Consider the following 20,724-nt stretch of genomic DNA (forward strand, 5'->3'; position numbering starts at 1 on the left):
TCTCGACGCAGATGACCGGGTACCCCGCTGCCGCAAGCCCACTGTAGAGCCATTGCGACAACGGGCCGGCCTCGAGGCCGACCCGCTTGAAATGCCCGCCGATGGAATGGAGCAGAGCGCCGATTGCATCCGGCTCGGTCTCGACCTTGCCCTCCTTGAGGATCTGACCGGTAGCGTCCATGACGCAGACGCTGGTGGTGCGAACGGACACATCGAGACCGACGAACAGATCCATGGGCAGGGCTCCTTGACCAGTTAAGCTTGAGGAGCCTGCCCGCAGATTGAAATCCTGTCACCCCCGCAGCGGGAGCGCCACGGGAGCCCCAATCATCCGATCTTTTCTTTACAGCCCGTGGGACATCAGTGGCTGCAGATCCCGTTCCGCGGCGTCCTCATAGTACCGAGCGCCACCGTTCCAGCGTTTCTCGGCGTGCTAGCGGCCCAGGCAAATCTGGCCACGTGCGCCGAAGAAACAAATGCCGCCGGTACGTTTGGGGCCGCCGCGAACGCGGTCCAAAAACCGTGAATTGACCCAGCCGTCGCGCGTGCGCCGAGACTGAACGTGACACCAGCGGCGCGAGGAGGCACATCGAGTGACATCCACTCGCTCCCCGGCGCGCAGGCGACCTACGACGCGGTGCTGGGGACCGGGTCCTGAGCGGACATCGACATTCCCGGTGACGACGGCTCGGGCCGCCTCCGCCGGCAGCACCGGCACGACTATCGTTGTCGCTGCAAGAGCAGCCAGGATTGCCATTTGCTTCACATTCATGGCTAGCCTCCTATGGCCTGACATGGAGCCTCAATTCGCAGAGGCGGCACACGGTCACGTCCATGTTTGACCCGGAAACATAGGCCGGGATGGATTGAAAGCGAGCCGCCGCCGTTACTCCACATCCGGCATCGGCCGAGGCGCGGTACTTTGTCCTCGGCTCGTCATGCGGACCTCCCGAACTGTCCCCACCGGGTCCTGACTGTCAGGCGCGCCGCGGCCGAAGAGATGCGCCGCCGAGCGCCAGGCATGATGCGCGATCCGGCCGAGCCGTCGGGCGGCGTCGACCCTGGCGAAGGCATCCGCGGCGGTCAGCTTTCCCGGCGCGACGGAAGCAAGGGTCGCGGCGCGATGGTCCTGCTCCAGTCCGTCGAGTTCCCTCGCTGCGCCCTCCGCCTCGGCGAGCGCTGCGGCGACATCGGACGAAACGCTCCAATCGATGGATGCGGCCCGGGCGCTGAGCCCGGATTCCGAAGTGATCGAGCTACCAATCGCCTGTGCCGCGCGCATGGCCCGTGTGCACAGCTCGGCGGCGCGACGGTCATGCAGAGCTCCGTCCAGCTGTCCTGCGAACTCGCCATTCGTTACGACTTCCACCAGGCGCAAAGCGTGATCGAGCGCGTGCAGCGTGCTCGTCATGCGGAGTAGTTCGGCCTCGGTCTCGGGCGGCTCCTTCAATTCGGACAGGAAATCCCGCACCTCCTCGAGCGTGGCCGCGGCTGCCGCAGTGTCCCGCGCCGCAGGTCCGGGCCCACCCGAAAGCGCCGCGGACACCGAAGCGGTCGTGGTCGTCAGCACATCCGCCACGACACGCCGGGCGGTCTCGACCGCGATCACCGGACTGGCGAGTGCGCTTGGATCGAGCGCGCGCTGAAGCGCCGTCTGCTTGGAGGGCACGAGCCGCTCCACGGTACGTGTGAACCACTGCGTCGCCGGAAGAAGCACCGCGACCCCTACGACGTTATAGGCCGTGTGATAGGCGGCAAGCAGCGTCATCCCGTCGACCGACTCGGCCAGGACCTTCATCAGCGCCGTGGTGAATGGAAAGGCGACGATTGCGATCAGCGCCGCTATGAGCTTGAACAGCACATAGGCAAGCGCAAGGCGCTTGGCGGTCGCGCTGGCACCGATGGCTGCCAAAGCCGAGCTGGTCGCCGTGCCGATATTCTGGCCGATGATCAGTGCCGTGCCTTGCTCCAGGCTCACTGCTCCGGCGTAGAAAGCCGAAAGGGTGACGGCGATGGCGGCCGTCGAGGACTGCATCACCGCAGTCATCGCCAGGCCGACGACGATCAGGGTCATGAGGCCGACCGACCCTGCGATCCAGCCAACCCCGGGCGGGCCCAGCACGGCGGGCAGGTCAGACGGATGCAGGCTCTGGGCGAGGCCGCCCATGCCCTGCTGGAGCGTCGCCAACCCGTAGAGCACCAGCGCGAAGCCCGCGAGCGCGCCACCCGCCGCCGCGATCCGCCTGCCCCCCAGCAATTTGGCCAGCGCGCCAACGAAGATGATCGGCAGCGCATAGGTCGAAAGCGAGACGCGCAGGCCGATCAGCGCCACGAGCCAGCCGGTGCCCGTCGTGCCGACATTGGCGCCGAACACGAGGCCGAGCCCCTGGGGAAAGGTGAGAAGCCCGGCGCTTACCAGGCCGATTGTCGTCATCGTCACCGCGCTCGACGACTGCACAAGCAGCGTGACGACCGCCCCCCAGAAGGCGCCCGAGAGCGGCGTGGCCGCCGCCTTGGCGAGAACGGTGCGCAGGGCCGATCCCGCCAGCGCCTTCAGGCCGTCGGTCATGACGGTCATGCCGAGCAGGAACAGCCCGACGCCGCCGAGAATGGCGATTGCCGTCGACATGCACGTCTCCTCCCGCCTAGGCTTCCGGGGCTTGAGCTCTTTGGAGACATAGCGCCAAGCGAAGCTATGCCGATAGCCTTCGCTGTGGCTGCGGTCGAATTCTGGCGCCGAGGCGGTTTCAGCCCGTGCGTTCAAAGACTCCTGTCCATAAGCTGTTTCTTTATGAGGGAAGTCTGGTCCGACTTGACCGAGATCAAATGAGCGGCCTTCGAAACGGCTTATCCGCCCGGCACGCACACGGAGCCTCACATTGGACGACTTTGACTTTCGCGCCCCCTCAACGGAGCAAACCGACACGCAGCCCGGGAGGTACAGCTGTGTGGAAAACGACCGGGCTTGCTACAGTATGGGACGCGGACCTCGGCGCCGCTGCCACCCTGGACAGCAGGCAGCTCACGAACATCCCAGTTCAGCGCGCTGAAGTCGCCTGCTCCGTCCTGAACAGGATCTTTGCGATGGGGAACACGCCCCTGGTCCGCTGCTCCAAAGGCTGCGACCACGCCACGCGCTGCAGCATGCGGCCTGCGCTCAAGACCATCAACCATGGATGAAAGCCATAGCGCTTTTGAGGTTCACCTCATCGCACAGTCTATCGAACACTGTTGCTGGCATATTGCGCGCCTGCGGCGCCGCCAGTCTGACTGTCACTGATCTCCAGCACAAGCTTGCGGCGAAGCGCCATTGCGTATTCTTCGGGCTTGCTTGGCGCGACCACGAAGGCTCCCGCCCCGGTGATGACGTTGTGTTCCAGATATCCCGGCAGGTCATCGGTAATTCCGGGCTCGTCTCGCGAAACCGCAATGCCGTTGACGATGTAGCCGACCTCGAATGCCCGCGCCCGGCTGTCGCTGACCGAAAGCCCGTCATTGTTGGTGCCGTTCGTCGAAACGTCGATGACCTTGCGTCCCGCATGGCCGGGGTATCTGCCGAGCAGCAATCTGCCGGCATCGATGGCGAATGACAGAGAGGTTCTGCCGCCTCCCCTTCGCTCGATGCCGTCGCTTCCGCGTTCAAGGATGCGGCCCGCGGCATTGCTGGCATCCTCGGCACCGCACAGCCGGGTCCAGGGAAGGATGACGTCCAGCTTTCCGACGCTCGACCACTCGACATAGGAGATCGCGACGCATCCGATCGCACCGCTTGCAATGGCCTTGGCGACCTCCGCGGATCGCAGCGCCTCGACATGACCGTTGAGCTGCAGCTGCGCGGTGCCGGGGCCGATGGAGGAGGATTTGTCGACGGCGAAGATGACCGCTGTGTCCACCGCATCGTCCTCGACGGCAAATGCTACGTCTGGCGACAGCGTCATTGAGTGCAGGGCTACAAATGCGGCGGCAAGAGAGCCGCAGAAGGCTCCCCTTTTTCGAACCGGCGATCTCCACTCGGCTGGAAATATGCCCGAGGCTGCGAGGCGTGCGCACGCTCCGATTGCCGGGGCCGAGTTGGCCATATGCATGCGAGCGTCTCCGGTTCGGATGATTGGCTTTGGCTTCCGGGATGGATCGCATCCGGTCATCGCCCGTCGAAATCGCGCGGCGGCCGGCCCTTTTCATGCGGGTCCCAGCTGGAAGCCGACCGCATCAGCATCAGTAGCCTGACCGCATCGTGAAGCAGTTCGGAGCTCTCTCTCAGCCAAATGCGTAGCATCTGCGCTCTCTCGCCTCGTCTGTCTTCCCAATGTTGACAGAACAGTAATTGCCGGCAGGAGACGCAAAACTCACTCCGCCGAACGCGTTACGGACATGCTCTTCCGGTGTCCGTATTCGCTAGCGGGAGATTGTTGTGCCAATATTTGGTCTTGATAAAATAATGCCGTTCCCGGAAGAAATTAGCCTATTGAAATAGTGGCTTCAGGCAGGAATCTATTTGTCTTTCTTCTTTCGGCGGGGTGGAGAGGAATGCGGGCGAAGCGCTTTCACGATCTGGTATTCGATGCCGACATGCTGTCTGCGCGGCGGGACGACGGCACAGAGCTGCGTTTCACCCGGCACGAGCGGGCCCTGTTGCTCAATTTTGCCGGCCATCCGGGAAAGTTGCTCAGCCGCGCCTGGCTTATGGGCATGCTGGCCAGGGACGGCTCGGAAACGAGCGAGCGGAATATCGATTTTCTCGTCAATCGCCTGCGGACCCGGCTGAGTGACAATGCGCGCAAGCCGCGCTTCATCGCGACGCAGTATGGCGAAGGATATATCTGGATCGCGGAGCCGGCGGCCGATACGCCTGCCGCCGCTTTTCTCGTCATCGGGCCGGTCTACGGGCTGGATGCGGCTGCTTCCCCGCTTGCGGCGCATGTACTGGCCGCGCTGGATCGGGCGTTACGGAAGTCCATGGGACCGGACAGACCGGTCGTTTCCGAACCCGGCTGGAACCGCGAACTCAGCCCCGACAATGTCGACTACAGCATGGATGTCAGCCTCCATCTCGAGGGCGACACCCTCCATGCGGCTTTTGTCCTGCGGCAGGTCTCCACGCGCCAGGTGATCAGCGCCATTCGCGTAAACATCGGCGACGCCGAAGTCTCGCAGATGGCAAAGCATGTCGCGGAGCAGGTCAGGAAAGCCATCTGGGCGCATCTGGCGATCCCGGACAGTGCGGACGCCACTCCGGTCGACACGCCCTTGCATCTGCGCATCCATGACGCGGCCATTGTGCTGGCGCGGTCGCTCGAAAGCTGGCGCGAAAACGAGATGCAGCTCGCTGCAGCGCGCGCGGAACGTCCCGACGACCCGACGCTCGCCATCATGTGGGGCATGACGCTCTACGCAAAGCTGGTGATGCAGATGCAGCGGGAGAAGCTGCCGGTCTCGGCCTGGAGAGCCATCGAGGACGAAATAGAGGAGCTGGCCTTCGCCAGTTTGCCGAAGGTGCAGAGCAACCCGCTTCTGGTGCTCGGCGTTGCAAAGCTCCTCATGTTCATCGGCCGCGGGCATCTGGACCTGGCCGCGAGCCTTGCCGACGAGGCGTTCGCTAAAAGCACGGCCTTCGCCGCCGCCTTTGCCGTCCAGGGGCAAATCCGCATGTTCAAAGGGGCGATCGACCAATCGCTCATGCTGCTCGACAAGGGGATCGAGCTGTCGGAGCGCGGCAGCGAGTTCCACATCTACCTGTTGGTGCTGAAATGCACCGCGTTGCTTGCCGCCGACGATCGCCCGGCCCTGGATCGGGTCTGCACCGAGCTTTACGCGTTGCCAGCCCTATCATTTGGGACGGCTGGCCGGCCTCGCGCATGAACAGCACGGTTCCCTGCCACAGGAACTGCACGAGCGCTGACAGCGAAAGCGTAAGCACGGCTATGGACAGAAAAATTCCCGGCACCGAGGCTTCGTAGGCCTCAGTCTTCGACACCCCCGTCTGATCCATGGCTTCCCCCTCCCGGACCTTATGTTTCCCCTTTAAGCCGACTTCCGAATGTCTCCCTGAACCAAGTGTCCGGAGACGCGTATTCTCCGTTTCACGAACGATATCAAACAACCAAGTGGCGGCGGTGTAAACGGCGGCCGGCCCTAAGCCGATAGGTGCAGCGGGCGGCCCGTGACCCACATTGCGACGTGACAGATCGGCTAGCGCATTTGACGCTTGCAGACCTTGGTCGATTGGTTCAACGGGAAGCTATCGAGCCAGCGCCGAAGTGTCGGCGCTTCGCACTCCACAAGGCAGCCGCATGGATATCGAAGTCACCGAAACCCCTTCGCCTGAGGATCTGGCCATCGTCGGCGACAATCTGGCCGCCTTCAACGCAAGCGATGTGGGACCGGCCGACAGGCGGCCGCTTGCCGTATTGGTGCGGGACGATGACGGCACTGTCGTTGCCGGCATTTCGGGCTACACGGCCTGGGGCTGGCTCTATGTGCAGTGGCTTTGGGTGCATGAGAGCCTGCGCGGCCAGAACATGGCCTCGCGCATGCTGCAGGCAGCGGAAGATGAGGCGACCGCGCGCGGCTGCCATGGCGCCTATATCGACACCTTCAGCCCCGTAGCGCTAAAGGTCTATCAGCGCCAAGGCTACAAGCCCTTCGGCACCCTGCCGGATTTTCCGAAGGGCCGCACGCGGACCTTTTTGGCGAAAAGCTTGTAGGCCGGCAATCAGCCGGCAATACGCCCACCGGTCATCGGCTGTGGCACGCCGGTCGTGCTGGGGAAGCTGATCGGCAGGCCGCGCAGCGCGCGCACCGCCAGAAACGCAAAGCACTCTGCCTCCACCGCATCGCCGCGCCAGCCGATCTTGTCGGCCGAGATGGCCTCGACGCCGGCACGTGCGCCAAGCATTGCCATCAGTGTCGGGTTGCGGCGGCCGCCGCCCGAGACGTAGAGCGTCTTTGGGCGCTGCGGCAGAAGGTCGAGTGCCTTGCCGACGCATGAGGCGCTGAAGGCCGTCAGCAGCGCGGCGCCGTCCGCATCGCTCAGACCATCGGCCATAGCGGCGGTGAAGTCAAAGCGGTCGAGCGACTTCGGGTAAGGCGCAGAGAGGTAGGGGTGCTCGAGGAGCTTTGCCAGCCTTGCCTCGTCCACCTTGCCCGTAGCGGCGAGCGCGCCGTCCCGGTCCATTTCGCCCAGTCCGCGCGCCTTGATGAAATCGTTGATCGGCGCATTGGCCGGCCCGGTGTCGAAGGCGACCAAATCGCCCTTGCCGTCCCACCAGGTAATATTGCCGACGCCGCCGAGATTGAGGATCGCGCTGTCGCCGCGCGCGCCGGCCGTGCCCAGGAGCGCCGCGTGATAGGCGGCCGCGAGCGGCGCGCCCTGCCCTCCGGCGCGGACGTCGGCGGTGCGGAAATCGTAGACCACCTTTGTGCCGAGGATCGAATGCATCAACTCGCCGTCGCCGAGCTGACGCGTATCGCCCGCACGGCCCTTCTGCGGGCCGCGATGCAGCACCGTCTGGCCGTGGAAGCCGACGACACCGATGTCGTCCATCGTCATGCCGGCCTCTTCCACCACCTGCTTAACCGCCACCGATTGCGCGCGGGTCAGGGCCTCTTCAGCCTCGGCGAAGATCGCCGGTTCCGGCCCCTCGAAATTCCACGCGCGTGCGGCAGCCTGCGCCTCTTCCAGCATGGGGCGGACGAAGGCTTCGTAGGGAACGAGCGCGTAAGGACCAAAAGTCTCGATGCGCTCGCCATCGGTCTTCAGCAGAGCGACGTCGATGTTTCCGTCGAGCACGGTTCCGGTCATCAGCCCGACCGACCAGATGGGTTCCATGGTTACGCTCCGTTGATGAGGTTGCCGACCTGGCGGCGAAGGTCTTGAATGCCGCTGTCGAAATGCCGGGTCGGGTGGATGCGGTTGGTGAGCAGCGTCCAGGCGAGCCCCGCGTCGAAGTCGATCCAGAGGGCCGTGCCAGTAAAGCCGGTGTGGCCGATGGTGCCGGGGCTGCAGCCGTCGCCGCCGAACCAGCCGGCGCGCGCGTGTTCCCAGCCATGGGTGTGCTTGTCCGACAGCGGGGTGCGCATCAGCGCAATGACATTCTCCGAAGCGCCGCTGCCATCGAGCAGCCCTTGCGCGAAGTCCAGCACCGAGCCGGCCGTGCCGAAGAGACCGGCATGGGCAGCGCCCTGGAGCGCGGAACAGTTGTCGTCATGAACCTCGCCGCACAGCACCCGGTGGCGCCAGGTACAGTCCTCCGTCGCGGCCGACTGCGCGGGATCGGCCGAAAACGCGAAGCCCGGCCCGGCGTCCATGTCGCGGATCGATTTGCCCGACAGGCGCTCCATGGCGAGCCCGAGCAGGATGAAGTTGATGTCGGAATAGACCGGCTCGCTTAGCCTGCGCCATTCGCGCTGCAGCACGAAGGCGCGCAGCAGTTGCGGGTCGCGGCCATAGGTGTAGATCGGTTCGACCGCAGGAAACGGCGTCTGATGGCCGAGGCATTGCCGGAAGGTCACCTGACGTTCCCAGGCGTTGGCATCATATTGCCGAAGGTCGGGCAGCAGCGTGGTCAGCGGCGCGTCGAGGTCTATTGCGCCGGCCTCGGCCAGCGCCAGAATGCGCGGCGTGGTGAAGATGACCTTTGTCAGCGAGGCGAGGTCGAACCAGGTGTCCTCCCGCATCGGCCGCTCGGACGGAATGCGCTGTGCGAGACCAACGGCTTTCGTCAGCCGGTGTCCCTCGCGGTCGACAATGCCCAGCACGCCGCCCGGAATGCGACCCGTCTCGATCGCCTTCTGCGACGGGGCGAAGGCGCGGTCGAAGCGGTGCTGGAGATCGTCGGTGGCCATGTCCTGCATCTACTCCATCAGGCTTCGGCGCGCACCTTGTGATCGTCGCCGCGTTCCAGCCATCTGGCGGCGGGCGGCTCGAAACCTATCGGTCGCACCAGCGAGGGAACCTGCCGCGTGTCCAGTTCGAAACGCTGATTGCGCCGTTCGATGGTCGGAACGGCGGAAATGAGCTTCTTCGTATAGGGATGCTGCGGGTTGGAAAGTACCGACTTCGCATCGCCGATCTCGACGATCTGGCCGGCGAACATCACGGCGACGCGGTGGGCGATACGTTCCACCACCGCCATGTCGTGCGAGATGAAGAGATAGGCAAGGCCGTATTCGCGCTGCAGATCGACCAGCAGTTCGAGAACGCGCGCCTGCACGGAAACGTCGAGCGCCGAGACGGCCTCGTCGAGCACCACCACCGAAGGGTTCAGCATCAGCGCGCGGGCAATGCACAGGCGCTGGCGCTGACCGCCGGAGAACTGGTGCGGATAGCGCGACAGGCTGTCTTCGGGCAGGCCGACCTGCTTTAGCAGCTTCCTCATCCGCACAAGAACGGTCGCGTCCACGCGCTGGCCTGCGGCGATGACGGGCTCGGCCAGTATCTGTTCGACATTCAGGCGCGGGTTGAGCGAGGCATAAGGGTTCTGGAACACCATCTGCACCGGCAGGCGGCTCTGCCCCGGCGAGGCGGTGCGCTCGTCGACGGCGAAGGCTCCGCGCGTGGGCGACACCAGGCCGAGCACAGCGCGCGCGGTGGTCGATTTGCCCGAGCCGCTTTCGCCGACGATGGCCAGCGTCTCGCCGGGCAACAGGTCGAAGCCGACGCCATCCACGGCATGGACTGCACCGAATGGACGGCTGAGCCAGCCGCGCTTGAGCGGGAAGCGCACCACGAGGTCATCCACTGCCAGCGCCGGCTTGGCAGGCGCTTCGCCGGCGCGCTTTGCGTCTGCGCGCACCGCCTCGCCGGCGGAAAAGTGCGGCACGGCGTGCAGCAGATGGCGCGTGTAGGAATGCTGCGGATCGTCAAGGATCTGGCCGAGTTTCCCCTGCTCCACCGCGCGCCCGTCCTGCATCACCATCACGCGGTCGGCGATGCCGGCGACGAGGCCGATGTCATGGCTGATGAAGATCATCGACATGCCGGTCTCGCGCCGAAGCTCGCTGAGCAGCGCCATGATCTGCGCCTGCACGGTGACGTCGAGCGCGGTGGTCGGCTCGTCGGCGATCAGCAGGCGCGGATTGCAGGCCAGCGCCATGGCGATCATCACACGCTGCAGCATGCCGCCGGAAAGCTGGTCGGGCGTGGCCGACAGGCGGCGCTCGGCGTCGGGAATGCGCACGCGCTCCAGCGCTTCGCGCGCGGCCGCCTTCGCCTGCTTGCCGGTAAGGCCTCGATGCAGGCGGAACGCCTCCTCGATCTGGGCGCCGATGGTGAGCACCGGGTTGAGCGAGGTCATCGGCTCCTGGAAGATCACGCCGATCTCGGCGCCGCGGATCTTCGTCAGTTCCTGCGCGCTTGCGGTGGTAATGTCGGCGACGCTGCCATCGGCGCGGAGCAGTTCGATCGATCCGCTGGCGATGCGGCCGCCGGCATAGTCGATCAGCCGGTTGGTGGAGAGCGCGGTGACGGACTTGCCCGAACCGCTTTCGCCGACGATGGCCAGCACTTCGCCCACGCCGAGGTCGAAGCTGACGCCATGCACGACCTCTTTCGCGTTCGGCGCGCGGCCGAAGCTGACACGCAGGTCGCGGACGGAGAGGATCGGCTTCATGTCACGCCCCCCATTTTCACGCCCTTCTCGTCTTGGGATCGAGGATATCGCGCAGCGCATCGCCCAAGAGGTTGAAGCCGAGGATGGACAGCATGATCGCCAGCGCCGGGAAGGCCAGCAGCCAGGGTGCCTGCTCCATCAGGTTGCGGCTGTCGCTGAGCATCAGGCCAAGCGAGGCGGCGGGCGGCTGCGTGCCGAGGCCGAGGAAGCTGAGGCCCGCCTCCGTCAAGAGCGCCCAGGCGAGCGCCAGCGTGACCTGCACGGTGAGCGGCGCGACGAGATTGAGCAGCAGGTGCCGGGTCAGGATGTAGGTGCGGCTGGAGCCGAAGGTGCGCGCAGCATCGACGAAATCGCGCGTCTTCAGCGAAAGCGCGGGGCCGCGCACGACGCGAGTGAAGATCGGCGTGTAGACGATGCCGATGGCCGCGACGCTGGTCCAGGTGCCGGGGCCGACGATGGTGACAACCAGCAGAGCGAGCAGGATGGCGGGGAAAGCCAGCAGCACATCCATCAGCCGCATCAGCACCGTGTCCCAGCGCTTGCCGTACCAGGCGGCGGTGAGGCCGAGCACGGTGCCGACAATGGTGGCCGACGCGACGGAGAAGAACGCCACGGTGAAGGATTGACCCACGCCCTGCATCAGCCGGCTAAGCACATCGCGGCCGAACAGGTCGGTGCCCATCCAGTAGGAGGCGGACGGCCCATGCAGTCGGTCGATGCGGTACTGCATCAACGGGTCGTGCGGGGTGAGGCCGAACGCACCGCAGAGCGCGATGACGAGATAGACGAGCACGATCGCGCCGCCGATGCGGCCGCTCGGATGCGCGAAGATCGATTTCAGGATGCGCATCACCTGCCCTCCAGGCGGATGCGCGGATCGAGCACGGCATAGGCCAGATCGACCAGGAGATTGACGATCATGAAGTTGAAGGCGATGAACAGCACAGCCCCCTGCACCAGCGCATAGTCGCGCTGCAGGATCGCCTCCAGCACCATGCGCCCGAGGCCGGGCAGCGCGAAGATCTGCTCGACGATCACGGCGCCGCCCAGCAGGTAGCCGAACTCGATGCCGCTCAGCGTCACCACCGGCACCAGCGCGTTGGGCAATGCGTGGCGCCAGATCACCTTGCGCTCGGGAACGCCCTTGGCGCGCGCCGTGCGCACATAATCGTCGCTCAACACATCCAGCATCGCCGAGCGCGACACGCGCGTGACGGAGGCCGCGAAGGCGCAGCCGAGCGTGAAGGCCGGCAGGATCATCTGGCTGAGGTTCTGCAGCGGGTCCTGCCAGAGCGGGGTAAAGGCCCCCATGGTTGGCAGCACGCCGAAACCGACCGAGAGGAGGTAGATGAGGATAAGGCCGACCACGAAGCTCGGCGTCGACTGGCCGATCATCGCGACAATTCGGACGCCGAGATCGGCCGGCCGCTCATTGCGCGTGGCGGCATAGACGCCGGCCGGAACGCCGATGGCCAGCGCAATCAGCATGGAAAGCAGCGCAAGTTCCAGCGTCAGCGGAAAGCGCTCGAGGATGACGGTCAGCACCGGCTTGCCATAGGTGACGGATATGCCGAGATCGCCGCTGAACAGGCCGGTGAACCAGCGCCAGTACTGCACGATCCACGGCTGGTCGATGCCGAAATAGGTGGCGAGCGACTGGCGCTGCTGCGGCGTGAGAAGCCCCGCTTCGGTGCCCAGCATGGCGGTGATGGAATCGCCGGGAACCAAGCGGATGGCGACGAAGACGACGACCGACACGCCGATCAGCACAAGTGGGAAAGCCGCCAGGCGCCGTATCAGGTAGTTCACGGATCGTGCCTTTTCGTCGGAATGAGCAATGTACCAGCCGGAATTGGCGCCTCACCCTTCCCAAAAGGGAAACGGCAAGGCGCCTGCCCGTCCGGCCTTACTGCTGAAGCGTAACCTTGCCGAGGCTGTAGAGCGAGCCGGTCGGCATCGGCACGAAGCCCTGCACATTCTTCTGCTGCGCGGTGTAGCCGTAAGAAGTGTAGAGCCAGACCCAGGGCGACTTCTCGGCGAGCTGCTTTTCGAAGTCGGCGAAGATGACTTTGCGCTTATCCGGGTCGGTTTCGGCCCGGCCCTGCTGCAGCAGGGTATCGAGCGTGTCGTCGGCGAAGTTGGAGACCTGCTGCAGGTTGCCGTTCTTCGTCCAGTAGCGGTTGTACATAGTGTACGGATCGGGGCGGCCGCCATTCAGCGCAACGGCCATATCGAAGTCGCCCTTCAGCCAGGTGTCGACATAGACATTGAGCTCCATCATCTTGATGTCGAGCTTCACGCCGATCTCGGCAAGCTGCGACTGCAGCACCTGCGCTTCGGAGGCGGCTGTGGGCGGCTCGCCGGTGGCGGCGATGACCGTGGCGGTGAAGCCGTCCGCAAAGCCGGCGTCGGCCATCAGCTTCTTGGCCTTTTCGACATCGCGCTTGTAGCAGAACAGCGAGTCCGGATCTGACGCATAGACCGGCATGGTGAGCGGCCCGGTCACCTTGCCTTCGCCGAGCGAGGCGGTGTCGAGCACGGCCTGGCGATCGACGGCGCAGGAAATGGCCTGGCGCACGGCAAGCTCGTTCATCGGCTTGCGCGCCGGGTTGAGCTGCAGCACGTGATAGGCGAGCACCGGCGCGCGGTTGAGCTGCAGCTTGGCCTCATTGGGCACCAGCGTTGCAATGAGCGGGTCGTTGAGCAGCGCGAAATCGACCTGGCCGGTGCGCATGGCCGCAAGGATCGCGCTCTCGTCCGGCAACACGCTGATCTCGATGCCCTCGACGCCGGTCGGCCCGCCGGCCCAGTCCTTGTTGGCGACCAGCACTTCCTTGGAGTTCGGGTCCCAGCGCTCAAGCTTGAACGGGCCGGAGCCGACCGCCTTGGTGCCGATGGTGCCGGCGGCGATCTCGCTTGCCGGGACGATCGACGAGTTGGTGTCGGTCATGGCCGTCAGGATCGGTGCGTCGGGCTGCTTCAGCTTGAAGACGACGGTGCCGGCATCGGGAGCCTCGATGCCCTCGATGGAGAGGTAGTTCGCACGGTTGGCCGCGCCGGTCTGCTCATCGAGAATGCGCTCGAAGGATGCCTTCACGTCGGCCGAGGTCACCGCGTCGCCGTTCTGGAATTTAGCCTTCGGATCGAGCTTGAAGGTCAGTTCCTTGCCGTCGGCGGAGAACTCCCAGCTCTGCGCGATGCCGGGCACGATCTTGAGATCGGCATCGAGGCGCACGAGCGGCTCATAGATCAGCTCGAGCAGGCGCAGCGAGGAGAACGCCGTCTGCTTGTGCGGGTCGAGGCCGGTCGCATCCTGCGCCCAGGCCATGCGCAGCGTCGCTGCATCCGCCTGCGTTACGAGCGCCGAAACGCCGAGCATCGCGGCGGTGGTGAGGCCCAAAAGGCCCCTGAACTTGCTGGTCATTCTACCCTCCCCTTTTTCGTTCTCATTCAAAGAAGCCGAAGATTGAAAGCCGGCTCACGCGGAGGCCTTGCCTTGTTGAATTGCTTTTCGCAGGAAGCCCCCGGCATCTTCCAGCACAAAGCGGGCCTCAGTCGGGTTCATCCCCGTCATAATGGTGAGTATCGCGAGCTTCACGTCGTTGTTGGTCTGCGCAAGCGCATCCTGCGCCTCTTCCAGCGTGCACTCGGTCGCCTGCATGATGATGCGGGCCGCGCGCGCCACCAGCTTCTTGTTGGACGTTTTCACATCCACCATCAGATTCTGGTAGGTCTTGCCGACCCGCACCATGCCGGCAGTGGTCAGCATGTTCAGTACCAGCTTCTCGGCGGTGCCAGCCTTCATGCGCGTTGAACCGGTGAGGACTTCCGGGCCGACGACCGGGGAAATGGCGATGTCGGCAATGGCGGCGATGGCCGAATCCGGATTGCAGGAGAGTGCGACAGCGGTCGCGCCGATCTTCTTGGCATAGTTCAGGCCGCCGATGACGTAAGGCGTGCGCCCGCTGGCGGCGATGCCCACCACAACATCCTTTTCGGTGAGGCCGATCTCGGCCAGGGCCTGGGCACCCTCGGCCTCATTGTCCTCCGCGCCTTCGGCAGCATTCATCAGCGCATCGTAGCCGCCCGCGATCAGGCCGACGACCATGGTAGCGGGAACGCTGAAGGTCGGCGGGCATTCCGAGGCATCGAGCACACCGAGGCGACCGCTGGTGCCGGCGCCCATATAGATCAGCCTGCCGCCCTGCTGGAAGGCGGCGGCGATGCGGTCGACGGCGGCGGCGATCTCGGGGATGACCTTCTCGACGGCCTCGGCGACGCTCTTGTCCTCGTCGTTGATCCGGTGCAGGACCTCGGTCGTCGGCAAAAGATCCAGATCCATTGTGCGCGGATTGCGCCCTTCGGAAACCAGCTGCTCCAGTTCGGAAATCAACGCCTGCTCGGACACGTCGCCACTCATGCTTGTCAAAGACGAACCGCACCGGCCGCAATGATAGCGCATCGGTAAGATCCGGTTAAGGATTTAGAATGCAATATTCCTTTCTGTCAATCAGACTTGGAATTTAATATTCCAATTATGATTAGGCCAACGCTTCCCGGGCAAGACGTCGGGCAAGGATGATCGCGCCAGAGACGGCGTCTCCATCGGCCGGCTTCAGCCGCCGGCGCACATCCGGTGCCAGCCAGGGCTCCAGCGGGCTTGCAAGACCGCCCAGCAGGGTCACGCGCGGCGCGCCCTTGTCGAACAGCGTGCGCACCAGCGTGTCGATCTGCTCTGCGGCCGACTGCACGATGTGGCGGCCGGCGGCATCGCCCTGGTCGGCGTGGCGCATGACAGCCGGCGCGAGCGCCGCATAATCGGTGGCCGTCGCGCGATCCATCCAGGCCACCGCCTCCATCGGATCGTCGTGGAAGCGAAGCATGATCTCGGTGAGAAGCGCCGAGCGGTCTTGCCGGCCGTCATGAGCGCGCAGCGCAAGCTGCACTGCCTTCAGGCCGAGATCGGCGCCGCTGCCTTCGTCCGAAATCGGAAAGCCGTAGCCGCCGACGCGGAGGTCGCGCCCGTCGACAAAACCCAGACCGATCGAGCCGGTGCCGGCAATCACGATCGCGCCGTCGCGCCCCGAATGCGCGCCCAGGCAAGCGCCCATGCCATCGCTGGTGAATGCGATGCCGCGAAACGGATGCCCGATGGCCTGCAGCGCTTCCAGCGCGCCCTTGCGGCCGATGCCGGCCAGCCCCACGCCCGCAAAAGTGCGCGCCAGCTCGGCAGGTCCGAAGCCTGCCTCCTCGGCGGCTGCACCATAGGCGCGGGCGATGGACGCCCAGGCGACATCGATGCCGAGCCGGGTCGTCGCCGGGCCGGACAGGCCCTGGCCCAGCACATTGCCGGCCTCGTCCTCGATGCGGGCGCGGCAGCCGGTGCCGCCGCCGTCGACGCCGAGATAGAAGTTTGGGCCGGACGCGGCGGTCATCAGCGTATCCGTTCGATATTCGCGCCGCACATGCCGAGCTTGCGGTCGAGGCTCTCATAGCCGCGATCGAGGTGGTAGACGCGGTTGACGACGCTTTCGCCCTCGGCCACCAGCGCCGCCAGCACCAGCGAAACGGAGGCGCGCAAATCCGTCGCCATCACTTGCGCGCCGCGCAAGGGGGTGCCACCGCGCACCAGCGCCGAGGTTCCCTGCAGGGTTATGTTGGCGCCGAGCCGCATCAGTTCCGGCACATGCATGAAGCGGTTTTCGAACACCGTCTCGCGCAGCAGCGAGGCCCCGGGCGCGCAGCACATCAGCGCCATGAACTGCGCCTGTAGGTCAGTCGGGAAGCCGGGATAAGGCTCGGTCGTGATGTCGACCGACCTGAGCGGCCCGTCGCGCGAGACGATCAGGCCACGATCGCCCGGCCACACCGAGACGCCCGTCGCCTCCAGCACCTGTACCATCGAGGCCATGTGCTCCAGCCGCGCATGGGTGAGTTCGAGCTGCCCGCCGGTGATCGCCGCGGCAATCGCATAAGTGCCCGCCTCGATGCGGTCGGGAATGGTGTGATGCGTCGCGGCGCGCCACGAGGTGCCGCCCTGAACCAGAATACGGTGTGTGCCGGCGCCCTCGATATTCGCGCCCATGGCACTGAGGCAGGCGGCAAGGTCGGCCACCTCCGGCTCGCGCGCGGCATTGACGATCTCGGTCTCGCCGCGCGCGGCGGTAGCGGCCATCATCGCCGTCTCGGTGGCTCCGACGGAGGGCGAGCCCAGCACGATGCGCGCGCCGGCCAGCCCATTCGGCGCCGATGCGACGATCGAGCCGCCTTCTATACCGATCTCCGCTCCCAGCAGGCTAAGCGCCTTGATGTGCAGGTCCACGGGCCGCGCGCCGATGGCGCAACCGCCCGGCAGCGACACCTGCGCCTGGCCGAAGCGCGCCAGCAGCGGCCCAAGCACCAGCACCGTGGCGCGCATCTTGCGCACCGTGTCGTAGCTGGTCTCGCCGGAGACTGCAGCACTCGCGTCGATGCTGACGGCATGGGCCGAGCGGCTGACGCGCGCGCCATGCTGCTCGATCACGCCCAGCATGTTTTCCACGTCGCTGACGGCGGGAAGATTGGTCAGTTCGAGCGGTTCGGGGCTCAGCAGCGAGGCTGCGATCTGCGGCAACGCCGCGTTCTTCGCGCCCGAAATGGCGACAGCGCCCTGCAGCCTCTGCCCGCCGACAATCCGCAGTTTGTCCATGTTCCACGATCCGTTCAGCGGCCGGAGCGGGCCGCGCCGTGGGGAGAGTTGATCCGGATATTCTTCTCTGTCAACCTCAGTTGGAATAATCTATTCCTGCGCAAATTAGAGCACGACCGGGGAACGGGGAATGTCGGTTCTCAAGAAGATACACGCCACGCTGGACACCATGGCGCCGGCCGACCGGCAGATCGGCCAGTTCATCGTCGACAATCCCGACGAGATGCTACGCCTTTCCTCGGCAGCTCTCGCCGAGCAAACCGGCCGCAGCCAGTCGAGCGTCGTCAAATTCTCGCAGAAGCTGGGCTATCCCGGCTACCAGCAGCTCAAGCTCGCCGTCAGCGAGGCCAAGGCCCAGCAATGGCAGGCGCCAGAAGGCATGGTGCATGGCAGCATCGAGCGCGGCGACGCCTATCTGACCGTGATGCAGAAGCTGATCGCCAGCAAGCTCGCCTCCATGCAGCAGACCATGTCGGTGAACAGCGAGCAGACCATCGGCAAGGTGCTCGAACTGCTCGACAAGGCCGAGCGCATTCACCTCGCCGGCGTCAGTGCCTCGGCGCTGGTGGCGCGCGATTTCTCGATCAAGCTGATGAAGCTCGGCCGCAACGTGCTGCAGGACAATGACAGCCATGTGCAGCTTGCCAACGCGTCATCGCTAGGGCCGAAGGACGTGATGTTCGCGCTCTCGCATTCGGGCACGAGCATCGAGACGCTACGGATCGCCGAACTTGCCAAGGCACGGGGAGCCAAGGTGGTGGTGGTCACCTCGCTCAAGGACAACCCGCTGGGCGCGATCGCCGATGTCGTGCTCCATTCGGTCGGCGACGACGACGGCGTGCGTTCTTCGTCGATCACCGTCCGCGACGCGCAGCTTGCCCTGACGGACCTGCTGTTCATTCTCTTGGTGCAGCGCCAGCCCAACGCCAATGAGCACATCCACGACAGCGAAACAGCGGTGAGCGCGCTCAAGGTTGACTGGTGACATTGGCACGCGCTGGGTGGCCGCCCAGCGCGCGCTTCGTTGCGGAGAAGATCACTCTCCGTAAGGCACCCAGATGTTCTTCACCTGGGTTGCGCGGCGCAGGAATTCCCGGCCCTGGCCATCGCTTGACGTCCAGTCGCGCGAACCGCCGATCCAGACCGGCTTGAGATTTCCTGCGGATGCGGCCTCGATGGTGGCCGCGTCGGTGGTCGAGCCGAAGTCCCAAAGTGCTGCGACTTCGTCGTGCTCGGCCAGCGTCTTGGCAAGGCTTGCCGTCTCGCCGGTGACGATGCTGACCACGCCAGCCGGCACGTCGCTGGTATCGAGCAGCTGGTAGAAATCGGTCGCCGCAAGCGGGTAGCGGGCCGACGGAACGGCGACCACGCGGTTGCCGACGGCGAGCGCCGGCATCAGCAGCGAGACGAAACCGAGCAGCGGCGTCTCGTCCGGGCAGACGATGCCCATGATGCCGAAGGGCTCGTTCATTGCCAGCGTCACATGCCGCGACTTGGTGGCGTGCACCGCGCCGTCATATTTGTCGGCAAAGCCGGCGTAGAAGAAGGCCCGGCGGATCGTCGTTGCCACCTCCTCTGCCGCATCCTTCGCGGACGCGCCCGTCATCGCGCGCAACCGCGCCTCGAATTCGGCCGCGCGGGCCGAGAGGTTCTCGGCGATGTAATAGAGGATCTGCGCCCGGTTGTGGCCGGTCGCAGCGCCCCAGCTTCCCGCCTTGGCCGCTGCCTCGACGGCGTTGCGGATGTCCTTGCGGTTGCCGAGGCCGGCGAGGCCGACCGTCTTGCCAGACGGGTTCGTCACGGCATAGCTGTAGCCGGAATCCGGCCGTGCCTGCTTGCCGCCGATATAGAGCTTGGCCGTGCGGTCGATGGGCTCGGCGGAAGCAGCGATTGCGGTAGGCGACGGTGCTGCATTGAGCTGCGGCTTGCCGGTCTTTGCGCTCTTAGCCGGCTTGCCATGGCCCGGCACCAGATATTCGTAGAGCCCTTCAAGCCCGCCCTCGCGCCCGAAACCGCTTTCGCGATAGCCGCCGAAGCCGGCCGCCGCATCGAAGAGATTGGTGGCGTTGATCCACACCACGCCGGCCTTTACCCGCGCGGCGAGATCGAGGCTGCGGTTGATGTTCTCCGACCAGATCGAGGCGGCCAGGCCGAAGCGCGTGTTGTTGGCCAGCGCCACCGCCTCGTCCGGCGTGCGGAAGGTCATGGCGACCAACACCGGCCCAAAAATCTCGACGGTCGCAACCGTGGATGCCGGCTCCACGCCGGTCATCAGTGTCGGCGGGAAGAAGCAGCCCTTGGCCGGCATCGGGATCGAGGGCTGGAAAACCTCCGCGCCCTCCTGCCTGCCCTTGGCGACAAGCGCGCCGATGCGCTCGAGCTGTTCGGTCGAGACGACCGCGCCGATGTCGGTGGACTTGTCGAGCGGATCGCCGACCCGCAGCGTCGCCATGCGGGCCCGCAGCTTGGCGTAGCACTTTTCCGCGATCCCCTCCTGCACCAGCAGGCGCGAACCCGCGCAGCAGACCTCGCCCTGGTTGAACCAGATGGCGTCCACCAGTCCCTCGACGGCACTGTCGAGATCGGCGTCCTCGAAGACGATGAAGGGCGACTTGCCGCCGAGCTCCAGCGACAGCTTCTTGCCCGAGCCGGCCGTCGTGCGGCGGATGATGCGGCCGACCTCGGTCGAGCCGGTGAAGGCGACCTTGGCGACGCCCGGATGGCCGACCAGCGCGGCACCCGTCTCGCCCTCGCCGGTGACGATGTTGACCACGCCGTCCGGCAGGCCGGCTTCCCGGCAGATCTCGGCAAAGGCAAGTGCCGTCAGTGGCGTCTGCTCGGCCGGCTTCAGCACCACCGTGTTGCCGGCGGCGAGCGCCGGCGCGATCTTCCAGGCCAGCATCAGCAGCGGAAAATTCCAGGGGATGACCTGGCCGCACACGCCGACCGGCTGGTAGCCGGGAAGCTCGCTTTCGATCAGCTCGGCCCAGCCGGCATGGTGATAAAAGTGGCGGGCGACCAGCGGGATATCTATGTCGCGGCTTTCGCGGATCGGCTTGCCATTGTCCATCGATTCCAGAACGGCCAGGAAGCGCTCGCGCTTCTGGATATGGCGGGCCAGCGCATAAAGATGCCGCGCCCGCTCGTGGCCGGCAAGTTTCGACCAGCTCTTGAAGGCACGCGTCGCAGCAGTCACGGCGCGGTCGACGTCGTCGGCCGTGCCACGTGCCACGCGGGCAAGTTTCGCGCCATTGGCCGGGCTGGTCACCTCGAAGCTTGCGCCTGCCGACGGATCGGTGAACTTGCCGTCGATGAAGTGGCCGAAGCCCCCTTCATGCTGCCCGAGCCAGGCGATGACGTGCTCGTTGCTTTCGGGCGACGGACCATATTCCATGGTTTGCAGGATATCCTTGATGAGGGCCATGG

General features: G+C 65.4%; 17 protein-coding genes. 3 read left to right on the top strand and 14 right to left on the bottom strand.

Annotation, left to right across the window (positions count from 1 at the left end; genetic code table 11):
* The 4 genes from C7I85_RS20765 to C7I85_RS20785 form a co-directional block, all read right to left on the bottom strand.
* Positions 1-235: IS110 family transposase (locus C7I85_RS20765; protein WP_146148908.1), on the bottom strand; the 235-nt coding region annotated here is incomplete at its 3' end.
* Positions 236-433: 198 nt separating this feature from the next.
* Positions 434-796 carry an SH3 domain-containing protein gene (locus tag C7I85_RS32300; RefSeq protein ID WP_106725942.1) on the bottom strand — a complete coding sequence of 121 codons (363 nt, stop codon included), beginning with the start codon at positions 794-796 and terminating at the stop codon, positions 434-436.
* Positions 797-886: 90 nt separating this feature from the next.
* Complete coding sequence (locus C7I85_RS20775) at positions 887-2,629, bottom strand: Na/Pi cotransporter family protein (protein WP_106725943.1); 1,743 nt, start codon at positions 2,627-2,629, stop codon at positions 887-889.
* Between the two features lie 589 nt (positions 2,630-3,218).
* Positions 3,219-3,938 (bottom strand): DUF1194 domain-containing protein, encoded by a 720-nt coding sequence (locus C7I85_RS20785; RefSeq protein WP_106725945.1) that lies wholly within the window; start codon positions 3,936-3,938, stop codon positions 3,219-3,221.
* A gap of 589 nt (positions 3,939-4,527) precedes the next feature.
* On the opposite strand from C7I85_RS20785, the gene C7I85_RS20790 reads away from it, so the two are divergent.
* Positions 4,528-5,859, top strand: a complete 1,332-nt coding sequence (locus C7I85_RS20790; RefSeq protein WP_106725946.1) for a winged helix-turn-helix domain-containing protein — start codon at positions 4,528-4,530, stop codon at positions 5,857-5,859.
* 431 nt (positions 5,860-6,290) lie between these two features.
* Positions 6,291-6,704 (top strand): GNAT family N-acetyltransferase, encoded by a 414-nt coding sequence (locus C7I85_RS20795; RefSeq protein ID WP_106725947.1) that lies wholly within the window; start codon positions 6,291-6,293, stop codon positions 6,702-6,704.
* 8 nt (positions 6,705-6,712) lie between these two features.
* On the opposite strand, the gene C7I85_RS20800 is transcribed toward C7I85_RS20795, so the two are convergent.
* The 9 genes from C7I85_RS20800 to murA form a co-directional block, all read right to left on the bottom strand.
* Positions 6,713-7,828, bottom strand: a complete 1,116-nt coding sequence (locus C7I85_RS20800; protein ID WP_106725948.1) for an anhydro-N-acetylmuramic acid kinase — start codon at positions 7,826-7,828, stop codon at positions 6,713-6,715.
* Positions 7,829-7,830: 2 nt separating this feature from the next.
* Positions 7,831-8,844: a serine hydrolase domain-containing protein gene (locus tag C7I85_RS20805; RefSeq protein WP_106726085.1), complete on the bottom strand. Its 1,014-nt coding sequence runs from the start codon at positions 8,842-8,844 to the stop codon at positions 7,831-7,833.
* Between the two features lie 17 nt (positions 8,845-8,861).
* A complete protein-coding gene (locus C7I85_RS20810) occupies positions 8,862-10,610 on the bottom strand; it encodes an ABC transporter ATP-binding protein (protein WP_106725949.1) in 1,749 nt (582 codons plus the stop codon).
* Positions 10,611-10,626: 16 nt separating this feature from the next.
* Positions 10,627-11,460, bottom strand: coding sequence for an ABC transporter permease (locus tag C7I85_RS20815; RefSeq protein WP_106725950.1), 834 nt, complete (start codon positions 11,458-11,460; stop codon positions 10,627-10,629).
* A complete protein-coding gene (locus C7I85_RS20820) occupies positions 11,460-12,419 on the bottom strand; it encodes an ABC transporter permease (RefSeq protein WP_106725951.1) in 960 nt (319 codons plus the stop codon). Before C7I85_RS20820 ends, C7I85_RS20815 begins: the two co-directional genes overlap by 1 nt.
* A gap of 97 nt (positions 12,420-12,516) precedes the next feature.
* A complete protein-coding gene (locus C7I85_RS20825) occupies positions 12,517-14,034 on the bottom strand; it encodes an ABC transporter substrate-binding protein (protein ID WP_106725952.1) in 1,518 nt (505 codons plus the stop codon).
* 54 nt (positions 14,035-14,088) lie between these two features.
* On the bottom strand, positions 14,089-15,018 hold the full coding sequence (gene murQ, locus C7I85_RS20830) for an N-acetylmuramic acid 6-phosphate etherase (protein ID WP_106726086.1): 930 nt from the start codon (positions 15,016-15,018) through the stop codon (positions 14,089-14,091).
* A 133-nt stretch (positions 15,019-15,151) separates the two neighbouring features.
* Positions 15,152-16,045 (bottom strand): N-acetylglucosamine kinase, encoded by an 894-nt coding sequence (locus tag C7I85_RS20835; RefSeq protein ID WP_106725953.1) that lies wholly within the window; start codon positions 16,043-16,045, stop codon positions 15,152-15,154.
* Entirely contained in the window at positions 16,045-17,298 is a 1,254-nt protein-coding gene (murA, locus tag C7I85_RS20840; protein WP_106725954.1) for a UDP-N-acetylglucosamine 1-carboxyvinyltransferase, read from the bottom strand. Before murA ends, C7I85_RS20835 begins: the two co-directional genes overlap by 1 nt.
* 130 nt (positions 17,299-17,428) lie before the next feature.
* Between murA and C7I85_RS20845 the strand changes: the two genes are divergently transcribed.
* The gene (locus C7I85_RS20845; RefSeq protein ID WP_106725955.1) at positions 17,429-18,283 is read left to right on the top strand and encodes a MurR/RpiR family transcriptional regulator; all 855 of its coding nucleotides are present in this window, start codon (positions 17,429-17,431) and stop codon (positions 18,281-18,283) included.
* Positions 18,284-18,334: 51 nt separating this feature from the next.
* Here the strand turns inward: C7I85_RS20845 and C7I85_RS20850 are convergent, their stop codons facing one another.
* Positions 18,335-20,722 carry an aldehyde dehydrogenase family protein gene (locus C7I85_RS20850; protein ID WP_106725956.1) on the bottom strand — a complete coding sequence of 796 codons (2,388 nt, stop codon included), beginning with the start codon at positions 20,720-20,722 and terminating at the stop codon, positions 18,335-18,337.
* Between the last annotated feature and the right edge of the window lie 2 nt (positions 20,723-20,724).

It is taken from the genome of Pseudaminobacter soli (ex Li et al. 2025), from assembly GCF_003012705.1.
In the GTDB taxonomy this organism is placed as follows: domain Bacteria; phylum Pseudomonadota; class Alphaproteobacteria; order Rhizobiales; family Rhizobiaceae; genus Pseudaminobacter; species Pseudaminobacter soli.

Excerpts from the sequence above, each read along its gene's own strand:
- C7I85_RS32300 (WP_106725942.1), bottom strand. The coding sequence starts at position 796 with ATGTCAGGCCATAGGAGGCTAGCCATGAATGTGAAGCAAATGGCAATC.
- C7I85_RS20775 (WP_106725943.1), bottom strand. The coding sequence starts at position 2,629 with ATGTCGACGGCAATCGCCATTCTCGGCGGCGTCGGGCTGTTCCTGCTC.
- C7I85_RS20785 (WP_106725945.1), bottom strand. The coding sequence starts at position 3,938 with ATGACGCTGTCGCCAGACGTAGCATTTGCCGTCGAGGACGATGCGGTG.
- C7I85_RS20790 (WP_106725946.1), top strand. The coding sequence starts at position 4,528 with ATGCGGGCGAAGCGCTTTCACGATCTGGTATTCGATGCCGACATGCTG.
- C7I85_RS20795 (WP_106725947.1), top strand. The coding sequence starts at position 6,291 with ATGGATATCGAAGTCACCGAAACCCCTTCGCCTGAGGATCTGGCCATC.
- C7I85_RS20800 (WP_106725948.1), bottom strand. The coding sequence starts at position 7,828 with ATGGAACCCATCTGGTCGGTCGGGCTGATGACCGGAACCGTGCTCGAC.
- C7I85_RS20805 (WP_106726085.1), bottom strand. The coding sequence starts at position 8,844 with ATGGCCACCGACGATCTCCAGCACCGCTTCGACCGCGCCTTCGCCCCG.
- C7I85_RS20810 (WP_106725949.1), bottom strand. The coding sequence starts at position 10,610 with ATGAAGCCGATCCTCTCCGTCCGCGACCTGCGTGTCAGCTTCGGCCGC.
- C7I85_RS20815 (WP_106725950.1), bottom strand. The coding sequence starts at position 11,460 with ATGCGCATCCTGAAATCGATCTTCGCGCATCCGAGCGGCCGCATCGGC.
- C7I85_RS20825 (WP_106725952.1), bottom strand. The coding sequence starts at position 14,034 with ATGACCAGCAAGTTCAGGGGCCTTTTGGGCCTCACCACCGCCGCGATG.
- C7I85_RS20835 (WP_106725953.1), bottom strand. The coding sequence starts at position 16,045 with ATGACCGCCGCGTCCGGCCCAAACTTCTATCTCGGCGTCGACGGCGGC.
- murA (WP_106725954.1), bottom strand. The coding sequence starts at position 17,298 with ATGGACAAACTGCGGATTGTCGGCGGGCAGAGGCTGCAGGGCGCTGTC.
- C7I85_RS20845 (WP_106725955.1), top strand. The coding sequence starts at position 17,429 with ATGTCGGTTCTCAAGAAGATACACGCCACGCTGGACACCATGGCGCCG.
- C7I85_RS20850 (WP_106725956.1), bottom strand. The coding sequence starts at position 20,722 with ATGGCCCTCATCAAGGATATCCTGCAAACCATGGAATATGGTCCGTCG.